We start from the raw sequence: 21,037 nt of genomic DNA on the forward strand, positions 1-21,037 counted from the left end.
CGTTAGCATGATCTCATGGACCTGAACCACGACGCCTGCTACAGCGCCATCCAAGTGCGCGACTCCCGTTACGACGGCCGCTTCTTCACCGCCGTGAAGACCACGCGCATCTATTGCCGTCCGGTCTGTCCGGCACGCACCCCATTGTCGAAGAACGTCACGTTCTATGCCACGGCGGCAGCGGCGCAAGAGGCCGGCTACCACCCCTGCCTGCGCTGCCGGCCAGAGACCGCGCCGGAGGTCGGGCCGGGGCATGAGCTGCCCGATGGCGTGGCCCGCGCGCTACAGCTGATCGAACTGGGCGCGCTGGACGAGGACGGCGTGGACGTGCTGGCGCAGCGCCTGGGCGTGGGCGAACGCCAGTTGCGGCGCCAGTTCCGCCAGCACCTGGGCGCCTCGCCCGTGGCCGTGGCACAAACGCGGCGCGTGCTGCTGGCCAAGCAGCTGATCCACGAGACCCGGCTGCCGATGGCGGAGATCGCCTTCGCATCGGGCTTTGGCAGCATCCGCCGCTTCAACGAGATCTTCCACGACCTGTTCGCGCGCGCCCCAGGCGACCTGCGGCGCTCCGGCAAGCCGGAAGTGTCGGCGGCGCAAGAAGGCGAGATCAAGCTGCTGCTGCGCTACCGCCCGCCCTATGACTGGGACGCCATGCTGGCCTTCCTGCGGCTGCGCGCGATTCCCGGCATCGAGCAGGTCACGGACGACAGCTACGCGCGCACCGTCCTGCTGGACGGCTGCCAAGGCACGGTGACGGTGCGCCCGGGCCGCGGCGATGCGCTCGAGGCCACGGTGCGCTTTCCCCGGCTGCAGGCGCTGCCGGCCATCATCGCGCGCCTGCGCCGCGTCTTCGACCTGGCCAGCGATCCGGTCGCCATCGCCGCGCAGTTCGCCAGCGATCCCGTGATGACCGAGCTGATCAGCGCGCGGCCTGGCCTGCGCGTGCCCGGCGCCTGGGACGGCTTCGAGCTGGCCATGCGCGCCGTGCTGGGCCAGCAGATCACGGTGGCCGCGGCCATACGCCTGGCCGGCAAGCTGGTGGCCGCGCACGGCGCGGCCATGGCGCGTCCAGAAGGCGCGCTGACGCATGTATTCCCCTTGCCTGAAGCCGTGGCGGCGGCCGAGCTGGCCTCGCTGGGCATGCCGCGCAGCCGCGCAGCAACCTTGTCGGCGGTCGCCGCGGCGGCGGTGGCGGACAGGCATCTGTTCGATGCCGCCGGCGGCCTGGAGGATGCGGTCCGCCGGCTGCGCACAATACGGGGCGTGGGCGAATGGACGGCGCAATACATCGCGCTGCGCCAGTTGCGCGAGCCGGACGCGTTTCCGTCCGCCGACATCGGCCTGATCCGGGCCTTGGAAAGGCTGGAAGTGCGGACCTATACGCCCGCGCAATTGCTGGCCCGCGCCGAAACCTGGCGGCCCTGGCGCGCCTACGCGGCGCAGCACCTGTGGACGGCCTGAGCGAAGGCCGGGCTTACCACCGGTCTTCCGCGCCCTTCCTGAAATACGCCACCAGGAAGTCCACGAACACGCGCACCTTGGCCGACAGATGGTGCCGTTCCGGAAAGACCGCGTAGATGTCGGCTTGCGGCAAGGCGTAGTCCTCCAGCACCTGCACCAGCCTGCCGCTGCGCAGATAGCGCGCCAGGTCCCATTCGGCGCGCTGCAGGATGCCCAGGCCGGCCAGGCCCCAGGTCAGCGTCACTTCGCCGTCATTGCTGCTGAGGTTGCCGCGCACCTTCACGGTTTCGCTGCGGCGTCCCTTGGTGAAGCGCCACAGGCCGTACGCGGCTTCATTCTGCCGCAGCACGATGCACTGGTGCCGCGCCAGGTCGTGCGGCGTGGCGGGAATGCCGTGGCTCTTCAGGTAGCCCGGCGACGCGCAGACCAGGCGCCGGTTGGGCGCGATCTTGCGGGCGATGAGGCGGGTGTCGGGCAGGTCGCCGAAGCGCACGGCCACGTCGACGGCGTCCTGCACGAAGTCGGCCGGGCTGTCGGTCAGCTGTAATTGCAGCGACACCTCGGGATATTTCTGGGCGAATTCCGCAATCGCGGGCGCGATGTAGCTGCGGCCGAAACCCAGCGGCGCGTTGACCTTGAGCAGGCCGCGCGGGCTGTCCTGGCGGCTGGCGATCAGCTGGTCCAGGTCTTCGATCTCGCCCAGGATGCGGCGGGCGTTTTCCAGGTAGACCTCGCCTTCCGCGGTCAGGCTCAGGCGCCGCGTGCTGCGGTTGACCAGCCGCACGCCCAGCCGCGCCTCGATCTGGGCCAGCCGCTTGCTGACCGCGGCCGGCGTGACGCCCAGCTCGCGGGCGGCGGCGGACATGCCGCCGGCGCGCACCAGTTCGACGACCAGCTGCAACTCGTTGGAATGTCCCATGGCCCCTCCAGGTCCGCAGGGTGCGCGGCACCCTGGCGCGGGGCGGATCAGTCGCGGAAGTTTTCGAACTGCAGCGGCAGGTCGACGTCGGTCTTCTTCAGCAGCGCGATGGCGGTCTGCAGGTCGTCGCGCTTCTTGCCGCTGATGCGCAGCTTGTCGCCGTTGATCTGCGATTCCACCTTGAGCTTGGCGTTCTTGATGGCGGCGATGAGCTTCTTGGCCACCGGCTGCTCGATGCCCTGCTTGATGGTGACCTTCTGGCGGGCGCCGCCCAGGTTTTCGAGGGGATCGGCCACGTCCAGGCAGCGCACGTCGATGCCGCGGGCCGACAGGCGGCCGCGCAGGATGTCCAGCATCTGCTTGAGCTGGAAGGCGCTGGAAGCGACCTGCGTTACGACAAACTCGTCGAGCTCGAACTTGGCGTCGCTGCCCTTGAAATCGAAGCGGGTGGCCAGTTCGCGGTTGGCCTGGTCGACGGCGTTGGAGAGTTCGTGTTTGTCGACTTCGGAGACGACGTCAAAAGTAGGCATGACACGGGGTCCTGTTGGGTAAATGTTGAAAAAGGCGAATACCGGGGTATCGCCTATTTTACCGGCCCCGCGGCCCGAGTCACGCCGTCAGCACCAGCAGGCGGCCGGCTTGCAGGGGATGCGCAATCACCTGCGCGTCGATGCCGTAGGCCAGATACAGATTGGCCGGCGTCAGGACCTCTGCCGGCGTCCCCTGCGCGATGCCGCGTCCGCCGCAGAGCAGCAGCAGGCGGTCGCACCAGCGCGCGGCCAGATTCATATCGTGCAGGATCACCAGTACGCCCGTATTGCCGGCATGGGCCAGCTCCCAGGAGCGCCGCAGCAGGTCGCCCTGATGCTTGGGGTCCAGGCTGGCGGTGGGTTCGTCCAGCAACAGGTAGCGCGGCTCGTCGCGTTCGCGCGCGGCATGGCATTGAACCAATACGCGGGCGAACTGGACGCGCTGCTGTTCGCCGCCGGACAGCTCGGGATAGCGCCGCCCGGCAAGATGCGCCGCGTCGGCCTCTGCCAGCGTTTGCGTCACCAGCGCGTCCACCACGGATGGCGCCAACTCCGGGAACGGATAGGCGCCCATGGCGACCACCTCGCGCACGCTCAGGTCGAAGCTCAGCCCCGGCTTTTGCGGCAGCACGGCGCGGCGGCGCGCCTGTTGCCGGTGCGGCATGGCGGCAAGCGGGGTCTCGCCCAAACTCAGCTGGCCCGCATCGGCAGCCAATTCCGCTGACAACGCGCCCAGCAGGGTGGATTTGCCAGCGCCGTTGGCCCCCAGCAAGCCCACCACTTCTCCGGGGCGGATATCCAGCGATACATCGGTGAGAATGCGCGCTGCGCCGCGGTTCACGGTCACGTTTTGCGCGGAAAGCGTCATCCTATCCTCCGTCCGCGCGCCAGCAGCCACAAGAAGAACGGCCCGCCCACCAGGCCGGTCACCAGGCCGATGGGCAGTTCGGCCGGCACCACCACGGTACGCGCCAGCCAATCCGCGAGGATCAGCGCCAGGCCGCCGGCCAGGACGGTCGCGGGCAGCAGCCAGCGGTGATTGGCGCCCAGCGTCATGCGCACCAGGTGCGGCACCACCAGGCCGACGAAGACGATGGTGCCCGTGGCGGCGACCAGCGGTCCCACGATGAGCGCGCTGGCCAGCACCAGCCTGGCCCGCACGCGCTTGAGCGTGTAGCCCAGGTGCTGGGCTTCGCGTTCGCCCAGCAGCAGCGCGTTCATGACGCGCCACTGACTCATCAGCCACAGGCTCACCAGCAGCACCCACGGCCCCAGGAACGACAACACCTTCCAGTTCGCGCCGCCCAGGCTGCCCATGTTCCAGAACGTCAGGTCGCGCAGTTGCGCATCGGTGGCGACGAAGGTGAACAGGCCGATCAAGCTGAACGCCATGGCCGTGATGGCCACGCCCGCCAGCAACAGCCCCGCCACGCCCGGCACGCGCCGGCCCACCGCGTAGGCGCAGAGCGTGGCCAGCAGGCTGCCGGCGAAGGCGGCAGGCGCGGTGACCCAGAAACCGCCGGACGTCAGCACGATGGCGGCCACCGCCCCCAGCGCGCCGCCCGCCGATATGCCGATCAGGCCGGGCTCGGCCAGCGGATTGCGGAACAGCGCCTGCATGGCCGCGCCGGCCACCGCCAGGCCGGCGCCCGCCACCAGCGCGAACAGCACGCGCGGCAAGCGGATGTCGATCAGCACATTGCGCCACAAGGCAGTCTCGGGCGTGGGCGCGCCCCACAACAAGGACGGCAGTTCGCGCAGGGGGATCGCCACCGCGCCGTTGGCGGTGGCGGCCACCACCGCCAGCATCAGGGCCGCTGCCAGCAGGCCCAACGCCAGCGGCGCGCTAACGCGCCATGACATGCGCAACCTCCTGCTTGAGCTGGGTCAGCGCCAGCGGCAGGCGCGGTCCCATGCCCAGGATGAGCAGGTCGTCCATCACCACGATGCGCCGCTTCGCGGCCGCCTGGGTGGACGCGATGCCGGGCATGCGCAGGAAGGCGTCCATGCCGCCGCCGGCGTCCAGCGATGCCTGCGTCACGATGATCAGGTCAGGCGCCAGCGCGCCCATGGCCTCGGCGGACAAGGGCTTATAGCCATGCTGATCTTGCAGCACGTTCACCAGCCCCGCCAGGTGCATGACTTCGTTGGCGGCGGTGTCGCGGCCGGCGCCTTGCGGCGAGCCCGTGCGGTTGATCAGCAGCAGCGCCCGCGCGCGCGTCGCGGGCACAGCCTCGGCGCGCGCGAGCTCGCGCGTGACGTCTTCCACCATGCGTTCGCCCGCCGGCGCCACGCCCAGCGCGTCCGCAATGCCGCGGATGCGCGACTTGAGCGAATCCACCGACGGCGCGTCCGACACGGTGACGACGCGCACGCCGACGTCCGCCAGCCGCTTGAGCGAGTCCGGCGGGCCGGCCTGCTCAGAGGCCAGCACCAGATCCGGCTTTAGCGACAAGACGCCTTCCACGGGTACCGAACGGTAGTAGCCGACGCGCGGCAGCTTGGTCGCGGCCTCGGGATAGAGGCTGGAGAGATCGTCTCCCACCAGCTTGCCGCCCTGCCCCAGCTGATACACGATTTCGGTCACGGTGCCTCCCAAGGTCACTACCCGGGCGGGCGGCGCCGCGTACGCGCCGAGCGCGATTGCCCAGCCCGCCGCCATTGCCAACCATTTTTTCATCGCTACGTCCTTATGGGCTCAGGCGGCCAGCGGCACGCTGCACAGGCTGATCATCAGTTCGCGCCATTGCGTCAGTTCCGGCTTGCCGGGCTTGCGCTCGCCGAAGAACTGCGCAATCAGGTCGCCCGTCGAGGCATACAGCTCCAGCGAGGTGACCCAACCGTCCGAGGTCGGCTTGTTCACCACCCAGGCCGAGGCAATGGCGGTGGTATCCAGGTGCAGGTTGAACTTCGGGTCCAGCACGTTGTACCAGGGGCCGGTGCGGCGCAATTGCTGCACCGGGCCGGTATGGATCTGGATCATGCCGCGGTTGCCCACGAAGCACATGATGGACAGGCCGGACTGCGCCGCGGATTCGAGCATGCGTTCGACGGCATCGGCCGGTACCTGCTGCGCCAGATCCTCGCCCGCGCCCGCCAGGGCGGCCAGGCGCGACACCTTGAACTTGCGCAGCAGGGGAAAGAACTCGTGCGTGTCCTGCATGCCCAGCCAGGCTTCGCGCCACTGCGCGCTGTTCTCGACCCGGTCGGCGTCGGCGGCGGGCGCATAGGGCTGGGTCTCGGGCCATTGCGCCTCGCCCGCGAACTTGGCGACCAGAGCATCGTAGGCGGCGGCGTCGGTAGCGTCGGTGCGGTAGACCTTGTGCACCGCCACGCCCGCGCCATCGAAGAACTGCAGGCTGTGGCGGCCGTCCTGTTCGACTGCCCAGGTCGACTTCCAGGTCGTGAAGAACACGCGCAGGTCGATGTCCGGTCCGAGCACCAGGCCTACCGGACCTTCGGCCTGGATATCCTCATACACGCCATGGCGCTCGTGCACACACCAGTCGTTGCGGGTAAGCGCCATGACCGGGCCCAGCGTGCCCAGTTCGCGGAAGATTTCCTGAGGCGTGCCGTGCAGGGCCGTGGCCTTCAGGCCGCCGCATTGCGCCGCCACCCATTCGGCTTCGGACACTCCCAGCGCCTGCGCCAGATTGCGGGCGCGCAGCTTGGGTTGCGAGGCGGCCAGGGCCTCGTTGCGGGCGCGCAGTTCCTGGGCGCGGGACGTGAAATCGGTGTTGCTCATCGTGGGCCCTCCGGCCGTTGCTAAGGTTTGCGTAAACCACCGCCGCCCCGGTATGGTCCGGACCGGCGGCGGGTCTGGATCAATACTGGTATGTCAGTGAGACGCGCAGGCTGCGTCCCGGTTCCGTGTACCAATCGACCGGCCGCGGAATGGCGATGGCGCCGGCGGTCGGCACGTTGATGGCCTCCCAATACTTCTTGTCGAACAGGTTGAAAACGCCCGCCTGCACCTGCAGGCCCTTCACCGCGGCCGGACGCCAATAGCCCATCAGGTCCACCACGCCGTAGCCGGGCGCCTGGAAATCGGGATTGCGGGCCGTGGCCGTGGCATCGGGGTACTCGACCTTGTCGCGCTTCAGGGCGGTGGTCAGCATGGCGTCCACGCCCCACGCATCGCGGCTATAGCCCAGGCCCAGCACCGCCTTCAGCGGCGCCACCGAGTTCAGGTACTGCCCCGTGCTTTCGTCCTTGCCCACGGCCCACGCCAGCGAACCCCAGGTGCGCCAGCCGGGCGAAAACTTCCAGTGCGCGCTGGCTTCGGCGCCGTAGATGCGCACCTTGGCGCGGTTGACGTTGCCGGTCACGCCCAAGGGGTACTGTCCGGCCCAGCCCGGCTGCCACTGGGGCGAGGACGCGTTCAGCGGCACGTCGCCGTCGATGAAGTTCTGGTAGCGGTTGTCGAACAACGATACCGCGCCGCCCAGGGAATCGGAACCGATCTTGGCGCCCAGCTCCCAGCCCTTGCTGGTTTCAGGCTTCAGATAGGGATTGCCCACGCGCAGGTAGGTGCCGGGGCCGCCATAGTTGGTGTAGAGCTGCGTCGGGCTGGGCGCCTTGAAGCCGTATGCGTATTGGGCATAGAGGCTGAGTTCGTCCGCGGCCTTCCAGGTGGCCAGCAGCTTGGGCGAAAAACGGCTGCCGCTGTTGGACGGCGGCAGCGCGCCCGCGTTCGGGTTGCTTTCGTAGCTGGCCGTGGACTGCGGCTTCTGTTCGTAGTGGTCGTAGCGCAGCGCCGGCATGATGGTGTAGCGGCCGTCGGCGAAGCTGAATTCGTCCTGCACCCACAGAGCCCACTGGTTGCCCTTGGACTGCGGCACGTCGGCCTGGTTGGTGTGCAGCATGTCGCACAGGCGCGGACCCATCGGCGCCCGCGTGCCTGCCGGGATCGCCGGGCAATTGTCGTAGCCGCCGGAGTACTGCTCGGTCTTGTTGCCGTACCATTCCCCGCCCACGGTCCACAACTGCGACACCGACGCGCCTGCCAGACGCTTGGTGATCTCGGCATTGGCGCCGAACATGGTCTGACGGATGGAGTTGCTGCGGCCATATGGCCCGCTGGGATAGCCGTAACGGAACGGATCGCCCGGTATGGCGTAGGCCCGGGAATCGACGCTGCGCACGCCGCTCAGCGAGCTGTCCAGCTGCAGGCGCTGCCAATAGACGACCGCGCTGGCCGTGTCGATCAGGCTGTCCGCGCCGGGCGCCTTGTACGAGTAATCGAAGGACACGCGCTGGCGCTCGGTTTCCTTGCGGGTGCTGTTTTCGCCGTACAGATAGCTGGTGCCCGCGCCCTGCTCGAACATGCTGTCGATGTCGGCGTTGCGCTTGAAGTATTCGCCGGTCAGGCCGAAGCGGTGGCCGCCTTCGACGCGCTGCTGCAGCTTCAGAAGGAAGCTGCGCTGGTCGTAGTCTTCCGGGCTGGGTTCGCTGCGCTTGGGTCCATAGCCGCCGACGTCGCCGCGATTGTCCAGGGCATGGCCGTTGCGTACGCCCGCCTGCACCAGCCAGAACGTGTTGCTGTGGATCTGGCCCGCCAGCGCGGCGTTGGCGCCCCAGCTGCTGTCGGCCGTGTCGTAGTCGGTCTTGGCCAGCGCGCCGAAGGTCTTGCCGTCGGTCAGCAGGTCAGACGGTTGCAGCGTGTGCAGGTCGGCAGTGCCGGAAATCGCGCCAGAGCCGCCGCCGCTGGCGTCGGCGCCGCGCACGATGTCCAATCGCGACAGGCTGTTGAAATCCACCGCTTCCAGGCCGCCCTTCAGGCCCCGCGCGCCGTCGTCCAGCCATGGCAGGCGGATACCGTCCACGCGCGTCAGCACACGGTCCTGGTCCAGGCCGCGGATATTGATGCTGTTGGTCGTGCGGTTGAAACTCACGCCGGGCTCGGCGCGCTTGCCGAAATCGCTCCAGTTCTTGACCTGCAGTTCGTCCAGGCGCTTGCGGTCGGTGCTGGTTTCCCAGGCCGGTGCGACCGGCGCGCCCTCGCCTTCCACCTGGACCGGCGCCAACTGCGTCACGTCCGCGGACAATGCCTGCAACACGTAAACGCGGGCGCTGCGCTCCTGCACGCCCAGGCCGCTGCCCGCCAGCAAGCGCGCAAAGCCTTCATTCACGGAATAGACCCCATCGAGTCCCGCCGTGCGGCGCTGGCCCACCAGCGCCGCGTCGAACAGCACCGTCACGCCCGCGCTGTCGGCAAAGCGCGGCAGCGCCTCGGCCAGCGCACCCGCCGGAATGCGATAGCCGCGCGCCTGCGTCTGCTGCGCGGACTGCGCCCACGCGGCGCTTGCGGGCAGCAAGGCGGCGGACACGGCAGCCAGCGCCAGGGCGGCATGCACGGCGGCGGCCAGGCGGGTCATGCGGCATTGCAGGCCTCGGGCGGGTCGGGAGCCGCTTGCGCGGCCGGCGGGAAGATAAGCCATGGTCGTCCTTTCGATCCAAAAGGTGTCGGCATTCGTTTGCCTCTACAGACCATGACCCTCGTGAAATCGGAATCGGACAGCTGGCCCTCCCCTTTTTTGTAACAGCGCGGATTCAGGCCTCGGCAGCCGCGCGCAAGGTGATCGTCACCCAGTACGGCGTGCGATAGCGCACCCGCACCGGCAAGGTCGCGGGCAAGGCCGCCAGGACCGCATCGGTATCGCGCACCTGGAACGCGCCCGAGATGCGCAGATGCGCGGCCTCGGGATCGCAACGCAGGATGCCGGAACGGTAGCGGCCCAGTTCGGCCGCGAAGGCGTCCAGCCGCATGCGGTTGGCATACAGCACGCCACGTTGCCAGTCGCTGGCATGCGGATCCGCAGGGGATGGCGGCGACGCGCCCGCGTCCGTCAGGCTGCTCTGCTGGCCGGCCTCCAGGCTGACCAGGCTGCGCGGATGCGCGGCGCTGCCGACGCGGATCCGCCCTTCCTGCACGCTGACGCGGCACACGCCGCCTTCTTGGCGCACGCAGAATCGCGAGGACCGCGCCTCGATGTCTCCCAGGCTCGTGCGCACCACGAAGGGCCGCGGCGCAGGCGCCGTGTCGGCCACGGCATGCACCGCGATCTCGCCGGCGCGCAGGCGCAGCAGGCGCGCCGTGGAGCTGTACATCACGTCGACGGCGCTGGCCGTGTTCAGCAGCAGCGTGGAGCCATCCGCCAGCGCCACTTCGCGCCGTTCGCCCGGCGCGCTGCGGTAGTCCGCGGTCCAGTCCAGCGGATCGGCGCGCCAGGCTGCCCAACCGACGGGCCCGGCCGCCACCAGCGCAATCAGCGTCTTGAGCGCGGCACGGCGGCTTCCGAGTCCGGGGCGGTTCAAGGTGGCCATGCCCAGCGCCGCCGGGATCAGGCCGAAGCGCTCATTCACGCGCTGCGCGCGCTGCCAGGCGTGCTCGTGCTCGGCCTTGCTGGCGCGCCACAGTTCACAGGCCCGCTGGTCGGCGTCGGTGGCGCGGCCCGAACTCAGCCGCAGCAGCCAGCGCGCGGCCTCGCGCGCCACGCTGCGTTCGACGGCGGGCAGCTCGGGCGCCGCCTCGGCCTGCGGGTTCAGATCGACGCCATGATGCATTGTTCGAATCCCTTGGCGATGTAGCGATGCACGGTGCGCAGCGACACGTTCAGGCGGGCGGCGATTTCGCCATGGCTCAGTCCTTCCAGCTGCGCCATCAGGAAGGCCTGGCGGGCCGGCAGCGACAGGCCGGCCAGCATCTCGTCGATTTCCTGCAGCGTTTCCAGGATGATCAGGCGCTGCTCGGCCGAGGGCGCCAGCGCCTCCGGCATCAAGGCCAGGGCTTCCAGATAGGCCTGCTCCACCGAGCGCCGCCGATGGTGGTTCAGCAGCAGGCGCTTGGCGATGGTGGTGAGATAGGCGCGCGGCTCGCGCAAGGCGTCCAGTTCGTGGCGGTGGCGCAGCACCCGCACGAAGGTGTCCTGCGCCAGGTCGGCGGCGTCGAAGCTGTTGCCCAGCTTGGCGCGCAGCCAGCCATGCAGCCATCCATGATGAGCGCGGTACAGCAGATGGACGTTGTCGCCGGCGGCGACCGCGGGATTCGGCACGGGTGGCTCCCTGAACTTTCAATCACAAATAGAAATCAATCTCATTCTAAATGCAAAACCATGATTCCGGTCAAGCCCGCGCGCCGAGCTTGACGGCGATATGATGGGGACGGATTCCTCCCTACAGGCCTGCCCCATGCTCTATGCCGCGCTCAAATTCATCCACCTGATGGCCGTGATCCTCTGGGTCGGGGGCATGCTTTTCGCGCACTGTTTCCTGCGGCCGGCGGCCGCGCAGCTGGAACCGCCGGTCCGGCTGCGGCTGATGGCGGCGGTGCTGGGGCCGTTCCTGAATGCAGTGCTGGCGGCCATTCTTCTGATCCTGGCGACGGGCGCGATCATGATCGGCCAGGAAGCCAGCCAGGCGGCGCAGACGGGCGGCGCCTTCTTCATGCCGCGCAGCTGGACCCTCATGGCCTCGGGCGGCCTGGTCATGACGGCCATCTACGCCTACATCCGCTTCGTGCTCTACCCGCAGCTGCGGGCGGCGGTCGCCGCGTCCGACTGGCCCCAGGGCGGCCAGGCCATGGGCGGCATACGCCGCTGGGTGGGCATCAACCTGCTGCTGGGCATCGCCATCGTGGCCATCGTCTTTCTGGGGTAGCTGGATATCAGCCGGCGCCCGCGAGCTATCGGGCATGTGCAGGCTGGTATCGGAATTCTTTTGCTTGGTGCAATACGCATTACATCCGCGCTGGCCACACTGCGGATGACTCTCGCGGGCTCACACAAACAAAAGGAATCTCCATGATCAAGCGTGTCTTCCAGCTGGCCGCCCTCGGCCTGTTCGTTTCCGCCTCGGCCGCGCATGCCGCCGCTCCCATCGACAACAGCGCCCTGGACCAGACCGGGTTCCGCGAACACAAGGCGACCTACGGCGTGGTCTACCGCCTGCCCCAGGACGTCAACGCCATCCTGGACGCCAAGATCAACGGCACGCTGAAGGCCGACCTGCTCCAGCTGGGCCTGAAGACCGAGGCCGAAACACCCAACATGCCGCACGTGACGGTGGTGCACATCCACAGCGCCGACCCTGAAACGCCCGCCCGCATGCTCAAGGCCCTGCCCAAGCCGCCGGCCCCGCTGCAGGTCACGCTGAAGAACTTCTATCCCACCGAAGCCGCCAAGGGCGCGGGCCATCCGTGGTGGCTGGACCTGGGCGTGGTCAAGAGCGGCCAGGGCTTCGAGGACATGATGCGCTACAACACCGTCGCAACCGCCGCGCTGGCGCCGCTGCGCGATGGCCCGCTGCCGCGCGTCACCGGTCCGGTCTACGCCAAGATGGGCGACGCCGGAAAAGACCTGGTCAAGACCATGGGCGTGAGCGGCGTGAACATCATGCAGGACGGCAAGGAAGTGCGCGCGCACAATCCGCACACCACGCTGGTCTACAGCATGGCGCTGTACGACACGCGCCTGCAGGACGCCATGAAGCAGGAGTCCGACAAGTTCAACGCCGTGCTGCCGGACGGCATCAACACCACCTTCAAGGACGTGTCCATCGTCGAGATCGGCTTCGCCGGCAACGTGGTGCGCGAGATCTACCGCGTCAGCCTGGAAGACGGCTCTGCCATCGACGTGGCGACGGGCAAGAAGGTCGGTTCCTAAGCCGCACCGGCTGCGGGAGCGTCCACGCGTTCCCGCAGCACCTCGCGGATCTGCCCGCGCAGCCAGGCCTGCAGCGGCGACGTATGCAGGCGCCGCGGCCACACCATCACCAGTTCGATCTTGCGCAGGCTGGCAGGCAGTTCCAGCGTCGCCAGGGGGAAATGCCGGGCGTGCACCCGCGCCACGCTGGCCGGCATGGTGGTGGCGTAATCAGTGTCCAGCAGCACATAGGGCGTGATGCCGAAGCCGGACAGGTAGGCCGAAAATTCCAGCCGGCTGGCATCCGGCTTGAGCGCGCGGTCGAAGTTGGTTTCGCGGCCATACATGTGCGCGAAGGCGAACCACTTGATGGACGGCAGATCGGCCAGCGCCAGCGCCCGCTTGCCTGCCCAGGGATGCCGCGCCGACACCACGCACACGCGCCGGTCCTTCAGCAGCGTATCGCGATGGAAACGCGCCGGCACCTTGCCGAACAGGCCGATGGCCATGTCCAACCGTTCCGCGTCCAGATCGTCCGGCACGAAGTCTCCGTGCACCGACTGGAAACGCAGCGTGATGCCCGGCGCGGCGCGGTGCAGCCGTTCGATCAGCGGCGCTGCCAGCAGGATCTCGCTGTGCGCGCCGGTGCCGATGTTGACCACGCCGCTGGCCTTGGCCGGATCGAAAGCCTCGGCCGGACGCAGCGCCGCTTCGATCTGCGCCAGCGCGTCATGCACCGCCGAATGCAGTTCCAGCGCCCGCTCCGTTGGAATGAATCGGCCCTTCACCACCACCAGCAAGGGATCTTCCAGCCGGCGGCGCAGGCGCGCCAGGTCACGGCTGATGGCGGGCTGCGTCTTATGCAGCAGGGCTGAACTGGCGGTGGCGCTGCGAGTGCGCATCAGGACGTCGAACGTCAGCAGCAGGTTCATGTCCAGCCGGCGCAGATAGGGCAAGGATTGGGCGTCGCTCATGCCGCCCATACTATGCCTGAAATGCATGCTTTGAAAATTCCATACCATTTTCGACATATATGGCTTGCGCAGCCAGCATTGGGCAAGGCCGCCGGCCTTGGCTACAGTCCGCGGCAGATCGGGGCCTTCCGCACCCGACCCGACTTTCCGGAGACTGCCGCAATGAACCCCTTGGGCCCGACCGCCGCGCGCTGGCGCGCTTCCCCCCGCCGCTGGATGGCGGCCGCGCTGGCCGGCGCAGCGCTGCTGGCGGGCGCAGCCCAACCGGCCGCCGCCGCCTTCCCCGAACGCCCCGTGACGCTGGTGGTGCCCTTCCCCGCCGGCGGCACGCCCGACATCCTGGCCCGCATCCTCAGCGACAGCCTGGCCAAGCGCCTCGGCCAGCCCCTGATCGTGGAAAACCGCGCCGGCGCCGGCGGCAACATCGGCGCGCAGGCGGTGGCGCGCGCCGCGCCCGACGGCTACACCTTGCTGATGTGCGCCTTCGGCTGCACGGTCGCGCCCTCGCTCTACCAGCCCGCGCCCTACGACATCGTCAAGGACTTCGCGCCCGTCGCCATGGTCGGCACGGTGCCCAGCGTGCTGGTCGTCAATCCCAAGGTGCCGGCGCAGACCGTGGCCGAGCTGCTGGCCTACGCCCGCGCCCATCCGGGCAAGCTGAACTCGGCCTCGTCGGGCGTGGGCGGCTCGGCCCACCTGGCCACCGAACTGCTGAAGCTGCGCACCGGCATCGACGTGGCGCACATCCCCTACAAGGGCGCCGGACAGGTCGCGGCCGATCTGCTGGGCGGCCAGGTCGACATGTATTTCGACAACCTGCCGGCATCGCTGGCGAACATCCGCGCGGGCAAGCTGCGGGCCCTGGCCGTGGCCAGCGCCAAGCGCGCGCCGGCCATTCCGGACGTGCCGACCTTCGCGGAGGCCGGCGTGGCCGATTTCCTGATCACGCCCTGGTTCGGCATCATGGCGCCGGCCGGCACGCCGGACGCCACGCTGGCCGCGCTGCACCAAGCCTTCAACGACGCCTTGCAGGCGCCCGAGGTCGCCGCCAAGATGCGCGAACTGGGCGTGGAAACCGCCGCCGGCCCGCGCCAGGCGCTGGGCGACTTCGTGCTGGCCGAGACCGCGCGCTGGAAGGACGTGATCCAGGCCAACCACATCCGGGCGGAATGATGGCGGACGAACCCGGCCGCGCCGCATCGGACGCGCTCGCGCCGATCCGTCTGCGCGACATGGGCGCCTTCCATGTCGGCGGGCGCGAGGTCAGCTTATCCGGTCTGCCGCGGCGCGAAGTCGTCATGGCCGAGGGCGGCCAGCCCGTCGCGCTGGACCCCAACGGCACCTACCGCGTCGAGCAGATGTACGCGCAGTACTTCCTGGCCGAGCCGGCCAGCGGCCGCCCGCCCCTGGCCTTCTGGCATGGCGGCGGCATGACCGGCGCGGCGTGGGAGACCACGCCCGACGGCCGCCAGGGCTGGCTCCATGCCTTCCTGCGGCGCGGCTGGGACGCCTATCTCTGCGATGCCGTGGAACGCGGCCGCTCGGGCTACGCGCCGGTCCCCGAGATCTGGCCGGAAGGCCCCATCGTGCAGGCGCAGGAAGACTGCTACACGCGTTTTCGCATCGGCCGCCCGGGCGCCCGCCCCGGCCCCGGCAGCGCCTATGGCAACACGCAGTTCCCGGTGGAAGCCTTCGGCGAGCTGGCCGCGCAGATGGTGCCGCGCTGGGTGCATACCGACGCCGCCGTCCTGCGCGGCTATCTGGCCTTGCTGGAGCGGGTCGGCCGCATGATCGTCATCTGCCATTCGCAGGCGGGCGTATTCGGCATCCGCGCGGCCGCCGCCCGGCCCGATCTGGTGCGCGCCGTGGTGGCGCTGGAGCCGGCCAGCATCCCGGAACTGGACGCCGGCTACCGCACGCCCACGCTGATCCTCATGGGCGACAACATGGACACGGACCCGCGCTGGCCGCGCATGCGCGAGCGGGTGCGCGATTTCGCGCGGCGGCACGCTTGCGTCACCCTGCTGCCGCTGCCCGAACTGGGCATCGCCGGCAATTCGCACATGCTGATGATGGACCGCAACAGCCTGGACCTGGCCGCCCGCGTGCACGACTGGCTGATGGCCCTGCCGCCCGCCTGACATCCCCGCTGCGGACGGGCCCCGCCTGCTGCCATTTCGTGGCAGCATTATGGATCCGTCATCCCCGTCCGCCCCCATGTCCCGCACCGAACGCCTCCTGGGCCTGATGCAGACCTTGCGCTGCCATCGCCGCCCCGTCAGCGGCCGCCAACTGGCCGCCGACCTCGGCGTCAGCATCCGCACGCTGTACCGCGACATCGCCACCCTGCAATCGCAGGGCGCCGAGATCGAGGGCGAACCGGGCGTGGGCTACGTGCTGAGGCCGGGCTTCATGCTGCCGCCGCTGATGTTCAGCACCGAGGAGATCGAGGCGCTGGTGCTAGGCACCCGCTGGGTGGCGGACCGCGCCGACCCGCGCCTGGCGCAGGCCGCGAGCAACGCGCTGGCCAAGATCGGCGCCGTGCTGCCGGGCGAACTGCGCGACGGGCTGGACGCGATACCGCTGCTGGTCGGTCCCAGTTCGATGCAGGTGGTGGACCGCGTGGACCTGTCGCTGATCCGCCAGGCCATACGCTGCGAACAGAAGATCGACATCACCTACCGCGACGACAAGGGCGCCGATTCCACGCGGGTGATCTGGCCGTTCGCGCTGGGTTTTTTCGACAGCGTGCGCATCGTCATGGCCTGGTGCGAACTGCGGCAGGATTTCCGCCATTTCCGCACCGACCGCATCGCCACGCTGACGCCCGGTGAGCGTTATCCCAAGCGCCGCCATGCGCTGCTGAAGGAGTGGCGCGCGATCGATCGCACGCCGAAGAATTGCGGCTGAAAACGCGGCTGAAAGCTACTGCCAAAAACTGACAGTACCCCTGTCTAAGATGAGCGCGTCTACCACCCGGAGCGCATCATGTCAGACACCAATTTCGTGATTTTCTACGTTGAAAAGCCCGCCGCCAGCGCCGCGTTCTACAGCGCCCTGCTGCAGCGTCCACCCACGGAAAGCTCCCCCACCTTCGCGCTGTTCAGGCTGGATTCCGGCCTGATGCTGGGCCTGTGGTCGCGCTACACGGTGGAACCTGCCGCCGCCGGCCGCGGCGGCGCGACCGAACTCGCCTTCACCGTTGCTGACGCGCAGGCGCTGGACCGCCGCCACCTGGACTGGAGCCTGCGCGGCCTGCCCATCCTGCAAGCGCCCACCGACATGGATTTCGGCCGCACCTTCGTGGCGCTGGACCCCGACGGCCACCGGTTGCGCGTGTTCGCGCCGGCGCCTCAGGAACAAGCTGCGGAGCAGCCCGCGCCGGCCATGGCCAGCGCTTGAAGCGCAGTCATGCCGCGCGCTCATGAAATACGGGCCTGAGGCGCTGGCCCCAGGCCCGTGGCTGAACCGGGCGTAGCAATATCAGGAACGCTGGCCGCGCGGGGTCAGCGCCACCGTTTCGCCACGCCTGCGGAACAGCAGCTGGTACAGCACGGCCAGCACCACCAGGAAGGGCACGCCGAACACCAGCGTCATCTTGAAAACGCTGGTGAAGTAGGTGGTGGCCAAAATGGCCAGCATCGCGCCCGCGCCCAGCAGCGTCAGCACCGGAAAGCCCGGCATGCGGAACGACAGCTTGCCGCCGCCTTCGCGCGCCCAGCGGCGGCGAAAGCAGTAGTGGGTCACGAAAATCATCATCCACGTAAACAGCGCGCCAAACATCGAAATCGCCATCATCAGCGTGAACGAGGTCTCGGGGTACAGCACGTTCAGCACCGCGGCGATGGCAATGCCGCTGGTGGACAGCAGCAACGCGTTCAGCGGCGTGCCGCTGCGCGTCAGCTTGCCGAACGCGGACGGCGCATGGCCGGCGCGCGACAGGCTGAACATCATGCGCGTGGTGATGTAGAGCTGGCTGTTCATGGCCGACAGCGCCGCCACCAGCACGATGAAGTTGATGACGCCTGCCGCGCCCGGGATCTCAAGCGCCTGCATCACCTTGACGAAGGGGCTGCCGCCCTTGCCGGCCTCGTCCCAGGGCACGATGGCCAGGATCAGCGCCAGCGTCAGCAGGTAGAACACCACCAGCCGGACGATGGTGGCGCGGAACGCCTGCTTGACCGCGCGCTCGGGGTCTTCGGCCTCGCCCGCCGCCACCGCGATCATCTCCACGCTGAGATAGCTGAAGATCGAGATGACCACGGCGATCCACATGCCCCAGACGCCATTCGGGAAGAACCCGCCATGCGAGGTGTACAGCGCTGTGCCGTACTGCGGATTGCCCCAGACCACGTAGGCGCCCAGGATGATGAAGGCCACGATGGCGGTGATCTTGATCGTGGAGAACCAGTATTCGACCGTGCCGAAGGTCTTGACGCTCATGGCGTTGATGAAGATCAGCACTGCCGAGAACAGGCAGACCCACTGCCAGCCGGGCACGTCCGGGAACCAGAACTTCATGTATTCCGCCACGGCCGTGACTTCGGTGCCTACCGCCAGCACCACGCAGGACCAGTACGCGTAGCGCACCAGAAACCCCGCCAGCGGGCCGACGTAGTGTTCGGCATAGGCGCCGAAGGAGCCCGAGGTGGAATGCGCCACCGTCATTTCCGCCAGGCAGCCCATCAGCAGCAACGTGATCAAGCCGCCGATGGCATAGCTGATGATCACGCTGGGTCCGGCAAAGCCGATGGCGAACTTGCTGCCCAGGAACAGGCCCGTGCCGATGGCGCCGCCGATGGCGATCATGCTCATCTGCCCCGACGTCAGCCGCCGCTTAAGGCCCTGCTCGCGTTCGGCGATCTGGCCGAATCCTTTTTGTTGTTGCATTGTCTCCTCCAGGTCCCGCGCTCTCTTTGTGGATACAGGGCCGGTTTGGCCCGCGCAATGGGGTTATGTTGCGGCGCTCAGGTCACGGCGGCGCGGTGCTTGAATTCCGGCTTGTCCCAGGAACGCGTGTCCAGCACGTCCTTCAGGATGTCGACGGCGTCCCAGACATCGGCATAGCCGAAATACAGCGGCGTCAGGCCGAAGCGCAGCACCTCGGGTTCGCGATAGTCGCCGATCACGCCGCGCGCGATCAGGGCCTGCATCACCTCGAAGCCGTTGGGATGGCGGAAGCTGACATGGCTGCCGCGGTCGGCGTGCTTGCGCGGCGTCACCAGCGTGAGAGGATGGCCGGCGCAGCGCTCTTCGACCAGCGCGATGAACAGGTCGCCCAGCGCCAGCGATTTCTTGCGCACCTCGGCCATGTCGGCGGCATGCGCCACGTCCAGGCCACATTCCACCAGCGACAGCGACACGATAGGCTGGGTGCCGCACAAATAGCGGCGCACGCCGCCGGCGGGCTCGTAGGCCACGGTCATGTCGAACGGCCGCGTGTGGCCCCACCAGCCGGACAGCGGCTGCCAGAAGTCCTTGGTGTGGCGCGGCGCCACCCAGATGAAGGCGGGCGAGCCCGGGCCGCCGTTCAGGTATTTATAGGTGCAACCCACGGCGAAGTCGGCGTCCGCGCCGTTCAGGTCCACCGGCACCGCGCCCGCGGCGTGAGCCAGGTCCCAGATCGCCAGCGCGCCGCGCTCGTGCGCCAGCGCGGTCACCGCGGCCATGTCGTGCATCTGGCCGCTGCGGTAATTCACGTGCGACAGCAGCATCACCGCCACGGACTCGTCCAGCGCCTTTTCCAGCGGCAGTTCGTCGTCGATCAGGCGCATTTCGTAGCCCTGCTGCAGCAGGTCGATCATGCCCTGGATCATGTAGAGATCGGTCGGAAAGTTGTCGCGTTCGGACAGGATGACGCGGCGCTTGGGGTGCTGGTGCTGCTGGATGCGCAAGGCGGCGGCCAGCGCCTTGAAGATGTTCAGCGAGGTCGTGTCGGTCACGACCAGCTCGCCTTCGCGCGCGCCCAGCAGGCGGCCCAGCTTGTCGCCCAGGCGGGTGGGCAGTTCGAACCAGCCCGCGGTATTCCAGCTGCGGATCAGGCCCGAACCCCATTCCTGGCCGATCACGGCGGCGGCGCGGCCGGCGGCCTCCTTGGGCAGCACGCCCAGGGAATTGCCGTCCATGTAGAGGACGCCGGGCGGCAGGTCGAAACGGTCCTTCAGGGGCGCCAGGGGATCCTGGCGGTCGGCATTTACGCAGGCTTCACGGGTGTTCATTTTGTGCTCCGGGGGGCTATATTCTGGCTACATACTATCAGCGCGATCAGGCTGATAAATTGCAAATTCAGGCGCGGATTACCCTAGGTTTCCGCATTGAATTGCACATAATCCACTTTTTTGGAATTTGATTGCACCATGCAGATCGACGCCATAGACCAGCGCATTCTTTACCGGCTGCAAGAGAACGGCCACCTCAGCAACCAGGACCTGGCCGAGCAGGTGGCGCTGTCGCCCTCGGCCTGTCTGCGGCGGGTGCGCGCGCTGGAAGGAAGCGGGCTGATCCGCCACTATCGCGCCGTGCTGGACGCCGAAAAACTGGGTTTCGAGCTGGAGGCCATCGTCCATGTATCGCTGGACCAGTCGCGTCCCGGCTGGCACGAGGAATTCCTGGCCGGCATCGCCCTGCATGACGAGATCACCGAGGCCAGCATCGTGACGGGCGCGTCCAACTACATCCTGACGGTGTGCACGCGCAACCTGAAGGCGTTCTCACAGTTCGTCGAAGACAAGCTCAGCAAGATCCCGGGCGTGCGGAACCTGTCCTCGCATATCGTCATGCGCAAAGTGAAGGACCGCGGCGGCATGCTGCCGCTGGCAAGCTGGCGCTAGCGGCCCGCTGAAACCCCGCTCAGGCCGGGCTCAGCCGCAGGAAGCCGAACACCGTCACGAAGTGGCAGGCGGTGCCGCCCATGACGAACAGGTGCCAGATGCCGTGGGCATGCGGCCAGCGCTGGTCGTTGGCGTAGAACAGCGTACCGGCGGTATAGACCGTCGCGCCCGCCAGCAGCCAGGCCAGCCCAGCCGCGGACAAGGCGCCCGCGATCGGCGCGGCGAACATCACGCCCAGCCAGCCCATCGCCAGATAAAGCGGCAGGGCCGGCGCCGCGCCCCGCGCCCACCACAGCTCGCGGCTGATGCCGACCGCCGCCAGCAGCCAGATCGCCACACCCATGGCCGCGCCCCAGCCATGCTCCACCGGCCCGTAGGCCAGCGGCGTGTACGTGCCGGCGATCAGCAGGTAGATCGCGCAATGGTCGGCCTTGGCCCACCAGGCCTTGCGGCGGCCGCGCGAGCAATGGAACAGTACAGAAGAGGCATAGACGGCGATCATCGACGCGGCGAACACGGTGCAGGCAACCACCTGCCGCGTGTCCACCTTGAGTTCGGCGGCGCGGGCGATCAGGGCGCCCGAAGCGGCCACCGCCAGCGCCAGGCCGGCCAGGTGCGTCGCGCCGTTGAATCGTTCGCCCTTGTACATGCACGCCCTCCGCCCGCCGGCCACGCGCCGGCG

At 68.4% G+C, this 21,037-nt stretch carries 21 protein-coding genes; 8 read left to right on the top strand and 13 right to left on the bottom strand.

Going from position 1 to position 21,037, the window contains the following annotated elements; genetic code table 11:
- Window positions 1-15 precede the first annotated feature (15 nt).
- Window positions 16-1,461, top strand: coding sequence for an AlkA N-terminal domain-containing protein (locus tag ACM1PE_RS21975; RefSeq protein WP_419340929.1), 1,446 nt, complete (start codon window positions 16-18; stop codon window positions 1,459-1,461).
- 13 nt (window positions 1,462-1,474) lie between these two features.
- On the opposite strand, the gene ACM1PE_RS21980 is transcribed toward ACM1PE_RS21975, so the two are convergent.
- The 9 genes from ACM1PE_RS21980 to ACM1PE_RS22020 all read right to left on the bottom strand — a co-directional run bounded on the left by ACM1PE_RS21980 (window position 1,475) and on the right by ACM1PE_RS22020 (window position 10,964).
- Entirely contained in the window at window positions 1,475-2,380 is a 906-nt protein-coding gene (locus ACM1PE_RS21980; protein WP_059377762.1) for a LysR family transcriptional regulator, read from the bottom strand.
- Between the two features lie 47 nt (window positions 2,381-2,427).
- Window positions 2,428-2,910, bottom strand: coding sequence for a YajQ family cyclic di-GMP-binding protein (locus ACM1PE_RS21985; RefSeq protein ID WP_059377757.1), 483 nt, complete (start codon window positions 2,908-2,910; stop codon window positions 2,428-2,430).
- A 79-nt stretch (window positions 2,911-2,989) separates the two neighbouring features.
- Window positions 2,990-3,778 carry a heme ABC transporter ATP-binding protein gene (locus tag ACM1PE_RS21990; RefSeq protein ID WP_059377754.1) on the bottom strand — a complete coding sequence of 263 codons (789 nt, stop codon included), beginning with the start codon at window positions 3,776-3,778 and terminating at the stop codon, window positions 2,990-2,992.
- Complete coding sequence (locus ACM1PE_RS21995; RefSeq protein ID WP_118934840.1) at window positions 3,775-4,719, bottom strand: FecCD family ABC transporter permease; 945 nt, start codon at window positions 4,717-4,719, stop codon at window positions 3,775-3,777. Before ACM1PE_RS21995 ends, ACM1PE_RS21990 begins: the two co-directional genes overlap by 4 nt.
- Before the next feature lie 37 nt (window positions 4,720-4,756).
- Window positions 4,757-5,590, bottom strand: a complete 834-nt coding sequence (locus ACM1PE_RS22000; protein ID WP_059377748.1) for a heme/hemin ABC transporter substrate-binding protein — start codon at window positions 5,588-5,590, stop codon at window positions 4,757-4,759.
- Between the two features lie 18 nt (window positions 5,591-5,608).
- Window positions 5,609-6,655 (bottom strand): hemin-degrading factor, encoded by a 1,047-nt coding sequence (locus tag ACM1PE_RS22005; protein WP_419340932.1) that lies wholly within the window; start codon window positions 6,653-6,655, stop codon window positions 5,609-5,611.
- Between the two features lie 79 nt (window positions 6,656-6,734).
- Window positions 6,735-9,350, bottom strand: coding sequence for a TonB-dependent hemoglobin/transferrin/lactoferrin family receptor (locus ACM1PE_RS22010; RefSeq protein ID WP_419340934.1), 2,616 nt, complete (start codon window positions 9,348-9,350; stop codon window positions 6,735-6,737).
- 112 nt (window positions 9,351-9,462) lie between these two features.
- Window positions 9,463-10,476, bottom strand: a complete 1,014-nt coding sequence (locus tag ACM1PE_RS22015) for a FecR domain-containing protein (RefSeq protein WP_419340936.1) — start codon at window positions 10,474-10,476, stop codon at window positions 9,463-9,465.
- Window positions 10,455-10,964: a sigma-70 family RNA polymerase sigma factor gene (locus ACM1PE_RS22020; protein WP_118934836.1), complete on the bottom strand. Its 510-nt coding sequence runs from the start codon at window positions 10,962-10,964 to the stop codon at window positions 10,455-10,457. The genes ACM1PE_RS22015 and ACM1PE_RS22020 overlap by 22 nt, the downstream gene beginning before the upstream one ends.
- Before the next feature lie 136 nt (window positions 10,965-11,100).
- On the opposite strand from ACM1PE_RS22020, the gene ACM1PE_RS22025 reads away from it, so the two are divergent.
- Complete coding sequence (locus tag ACM1PE_RS22025) at window positions 11,101-11,568, top strand: CopD family protein (protein WP_059377732.1); 468 nt, start codon at window positions 11,101-11,103, stop codon at window positions 11,566-11,568.
- Window positions 11,569-11,711: 143 nt separating this feature from the next.
- The gene (locus ACM1PE_RS22030) at window positions 11,712-12,572 is read left to right on the top strand and encodes a hypothetical protein (RefSeq protein ID WP_059377730.1); all 861 of its coding nucleotides are present in this window, start codon (window positions 11,712-11,714) and stop codon (window positions 12,570-12,572) included.
- Here ACM1PE_RS22030 and ACM1PE_RS22035 read toward each other — a convergent pair.
- The gene (locus tag ACM1PE_RS22035) at window positions 12,569-13,525 is read right to left on the bottom strand and encodes a LysR family transcriptional regulator (protein WP_059377956.1); all 957 of its coding nucleotides are present in this window, start codon (window positions 13,523-13,525) and stop codon (window positions 12,569-12,571) included. The two genes, ACM1PE_RS22030 and ACM1PE_RS22035, sit on opposite strands and share 4 nt — an antisense overlap.
- A 162-nt stretch (window positions 13,526-13,687) precedes the next feature.
- On the opposite strand from ACM1PE_RS22035, the gene ACM1PE_RS22040 reads away from it, so the two are divergent.
- The 4 genes from ACM1PE_RS22040 to ACM1PE_RS22055 all read left to right on the top strand — a co-directional run bounded on the left by ACM1PE_RS22040 (window position 13,688) and on the right by ACM1PE_RS22055 (window position 16,927).
- The gene (locus tag ACM1PE_RS22040; protein WP_187774082.1) at window positions 13,688-14,698 is read left to right on the top strand and encodes a tripartite tricarboxylate transporter substrate binding protein; all 1,011 of its coding nucleotides are present in this window, start codon (window positions 13,688-13,690) and stop codon (window positions 14,696-14,698) included.
- Window positions 14,695-15,666: a hypothetical protein gene (locus ACM1PE_RS22045; RefSeq protein WP_059377728.1), complete on the top strand. Its 972-nt coding sequence runs from the start codon at window positions 14,695-14,697 to the stop codon at window positions 15,664-15,666. Before ACM1PE_RS22040 ends, ACM1PE_RS22045 begins: the two co-directional genes overlap by 4 nt.
- A gap of 76 nt (window positions 15,667-15,742) precedes the next feature.
- Window positions 15,743-16,435 (top strand): helix-turn-helix transcriptional regulator, encoded by a 693-nt coding sequence (locus ACM1PE_RS22050; RefSeq protein ID WP_059377724.1) that lies wholly within the window; start codon window positions 15,743-15,745, stop codon window positions 16,433-16,435.
- A gap of 78 nt (window positions 16,436-16,513) precedes the next feature.
- Complete coding sequence (locus ACM1PE_RS22055) at window positions 16,514-16,927, top strand: VOC family protein (protein WP_059377722.1); 414 nt, start codon at window positions 16,514-16,516, stop codon at window positions 16,925-16,927.
- Between the two features lie 81 nt (window positions 16,928-17,008).
- On the opposite strand, the gene ACM1PE_RS22060 is transcribed toward ACM1PE_RS22055, so the two are convergent.
- Window positions 17,009-18,415 carry an amino acid permease gene (locus ACM1PE_RS22060; RefSeq protein WP_059377720.1) on the bottom strand — a complete coding sequence of 469 codons (1,407 nt, stop codon included), beginning with the start codon at window positions 18,413-18,415 and terminating at the stop codon, window positions 17,009-17,011.
- A gap of 77 nt (window positions 18,416-18,492) precedes the next feature.
- Window positions 18,493-19,743: a kynureninase gene (gene kynU, locus ACM1PE_RS22065; RefSeq protein WP_059377717.1), complete on the bottom strand. Its 1,251-nt coding sequence runs from the start codon at window positions 19,741-19,743 to the stop codon at window positions 18,493-18,495.
- Between the two features lie 138 nt (window positions 19,744-19,881).
- Between kynU and ACM1PE_RS22070 the strand changes: the two genes are divergently transcribed.
- Window positions 19,882-20,355 carry an Lrp/AsnC family transcriptional regulator gene (locus ACM1PE_RS22070; RefSeq protein ID WP_419340939.1) on the top strand — a complete coding sequence of 158 codons (474 nt, stop codon included), beginning with the start codon at window positions 19,882-19,884 and terminating at the stop codon, window positions 20,353-20,355.
- 19 nt (window positions 20,356-20,374) lie between these two features.
- Here the strand turns inward: ACM1PE_RS22070 and trhA are convergent, their stop codons facing one another.
- On the bottom strand, window positions 20,375-21,004 hold the full coding sequence (trhA, locus tag ACM1PE_RS22075) for a PAQR family membrane homeostasis protein TrhA (RefSeq protein ID WP_059377703.1): 630 nt from the start codon (window positions 21,002-21,004) through the stop codon (window positions 20,375-20,377).
- Between the last annotated feature and the right edge of the window lie 33 nt (window positions 21,005-21,037).

The organism is Achromobacter sp. PD1, assembly GCF_048541815.1.
GTDB lineage: Bacteria > Pseudomonadota > Gammaproteobacteria > Burkholderiales > Burkholderiaceae_B > Achromobacter > Achromobacter bronchisepticus_A.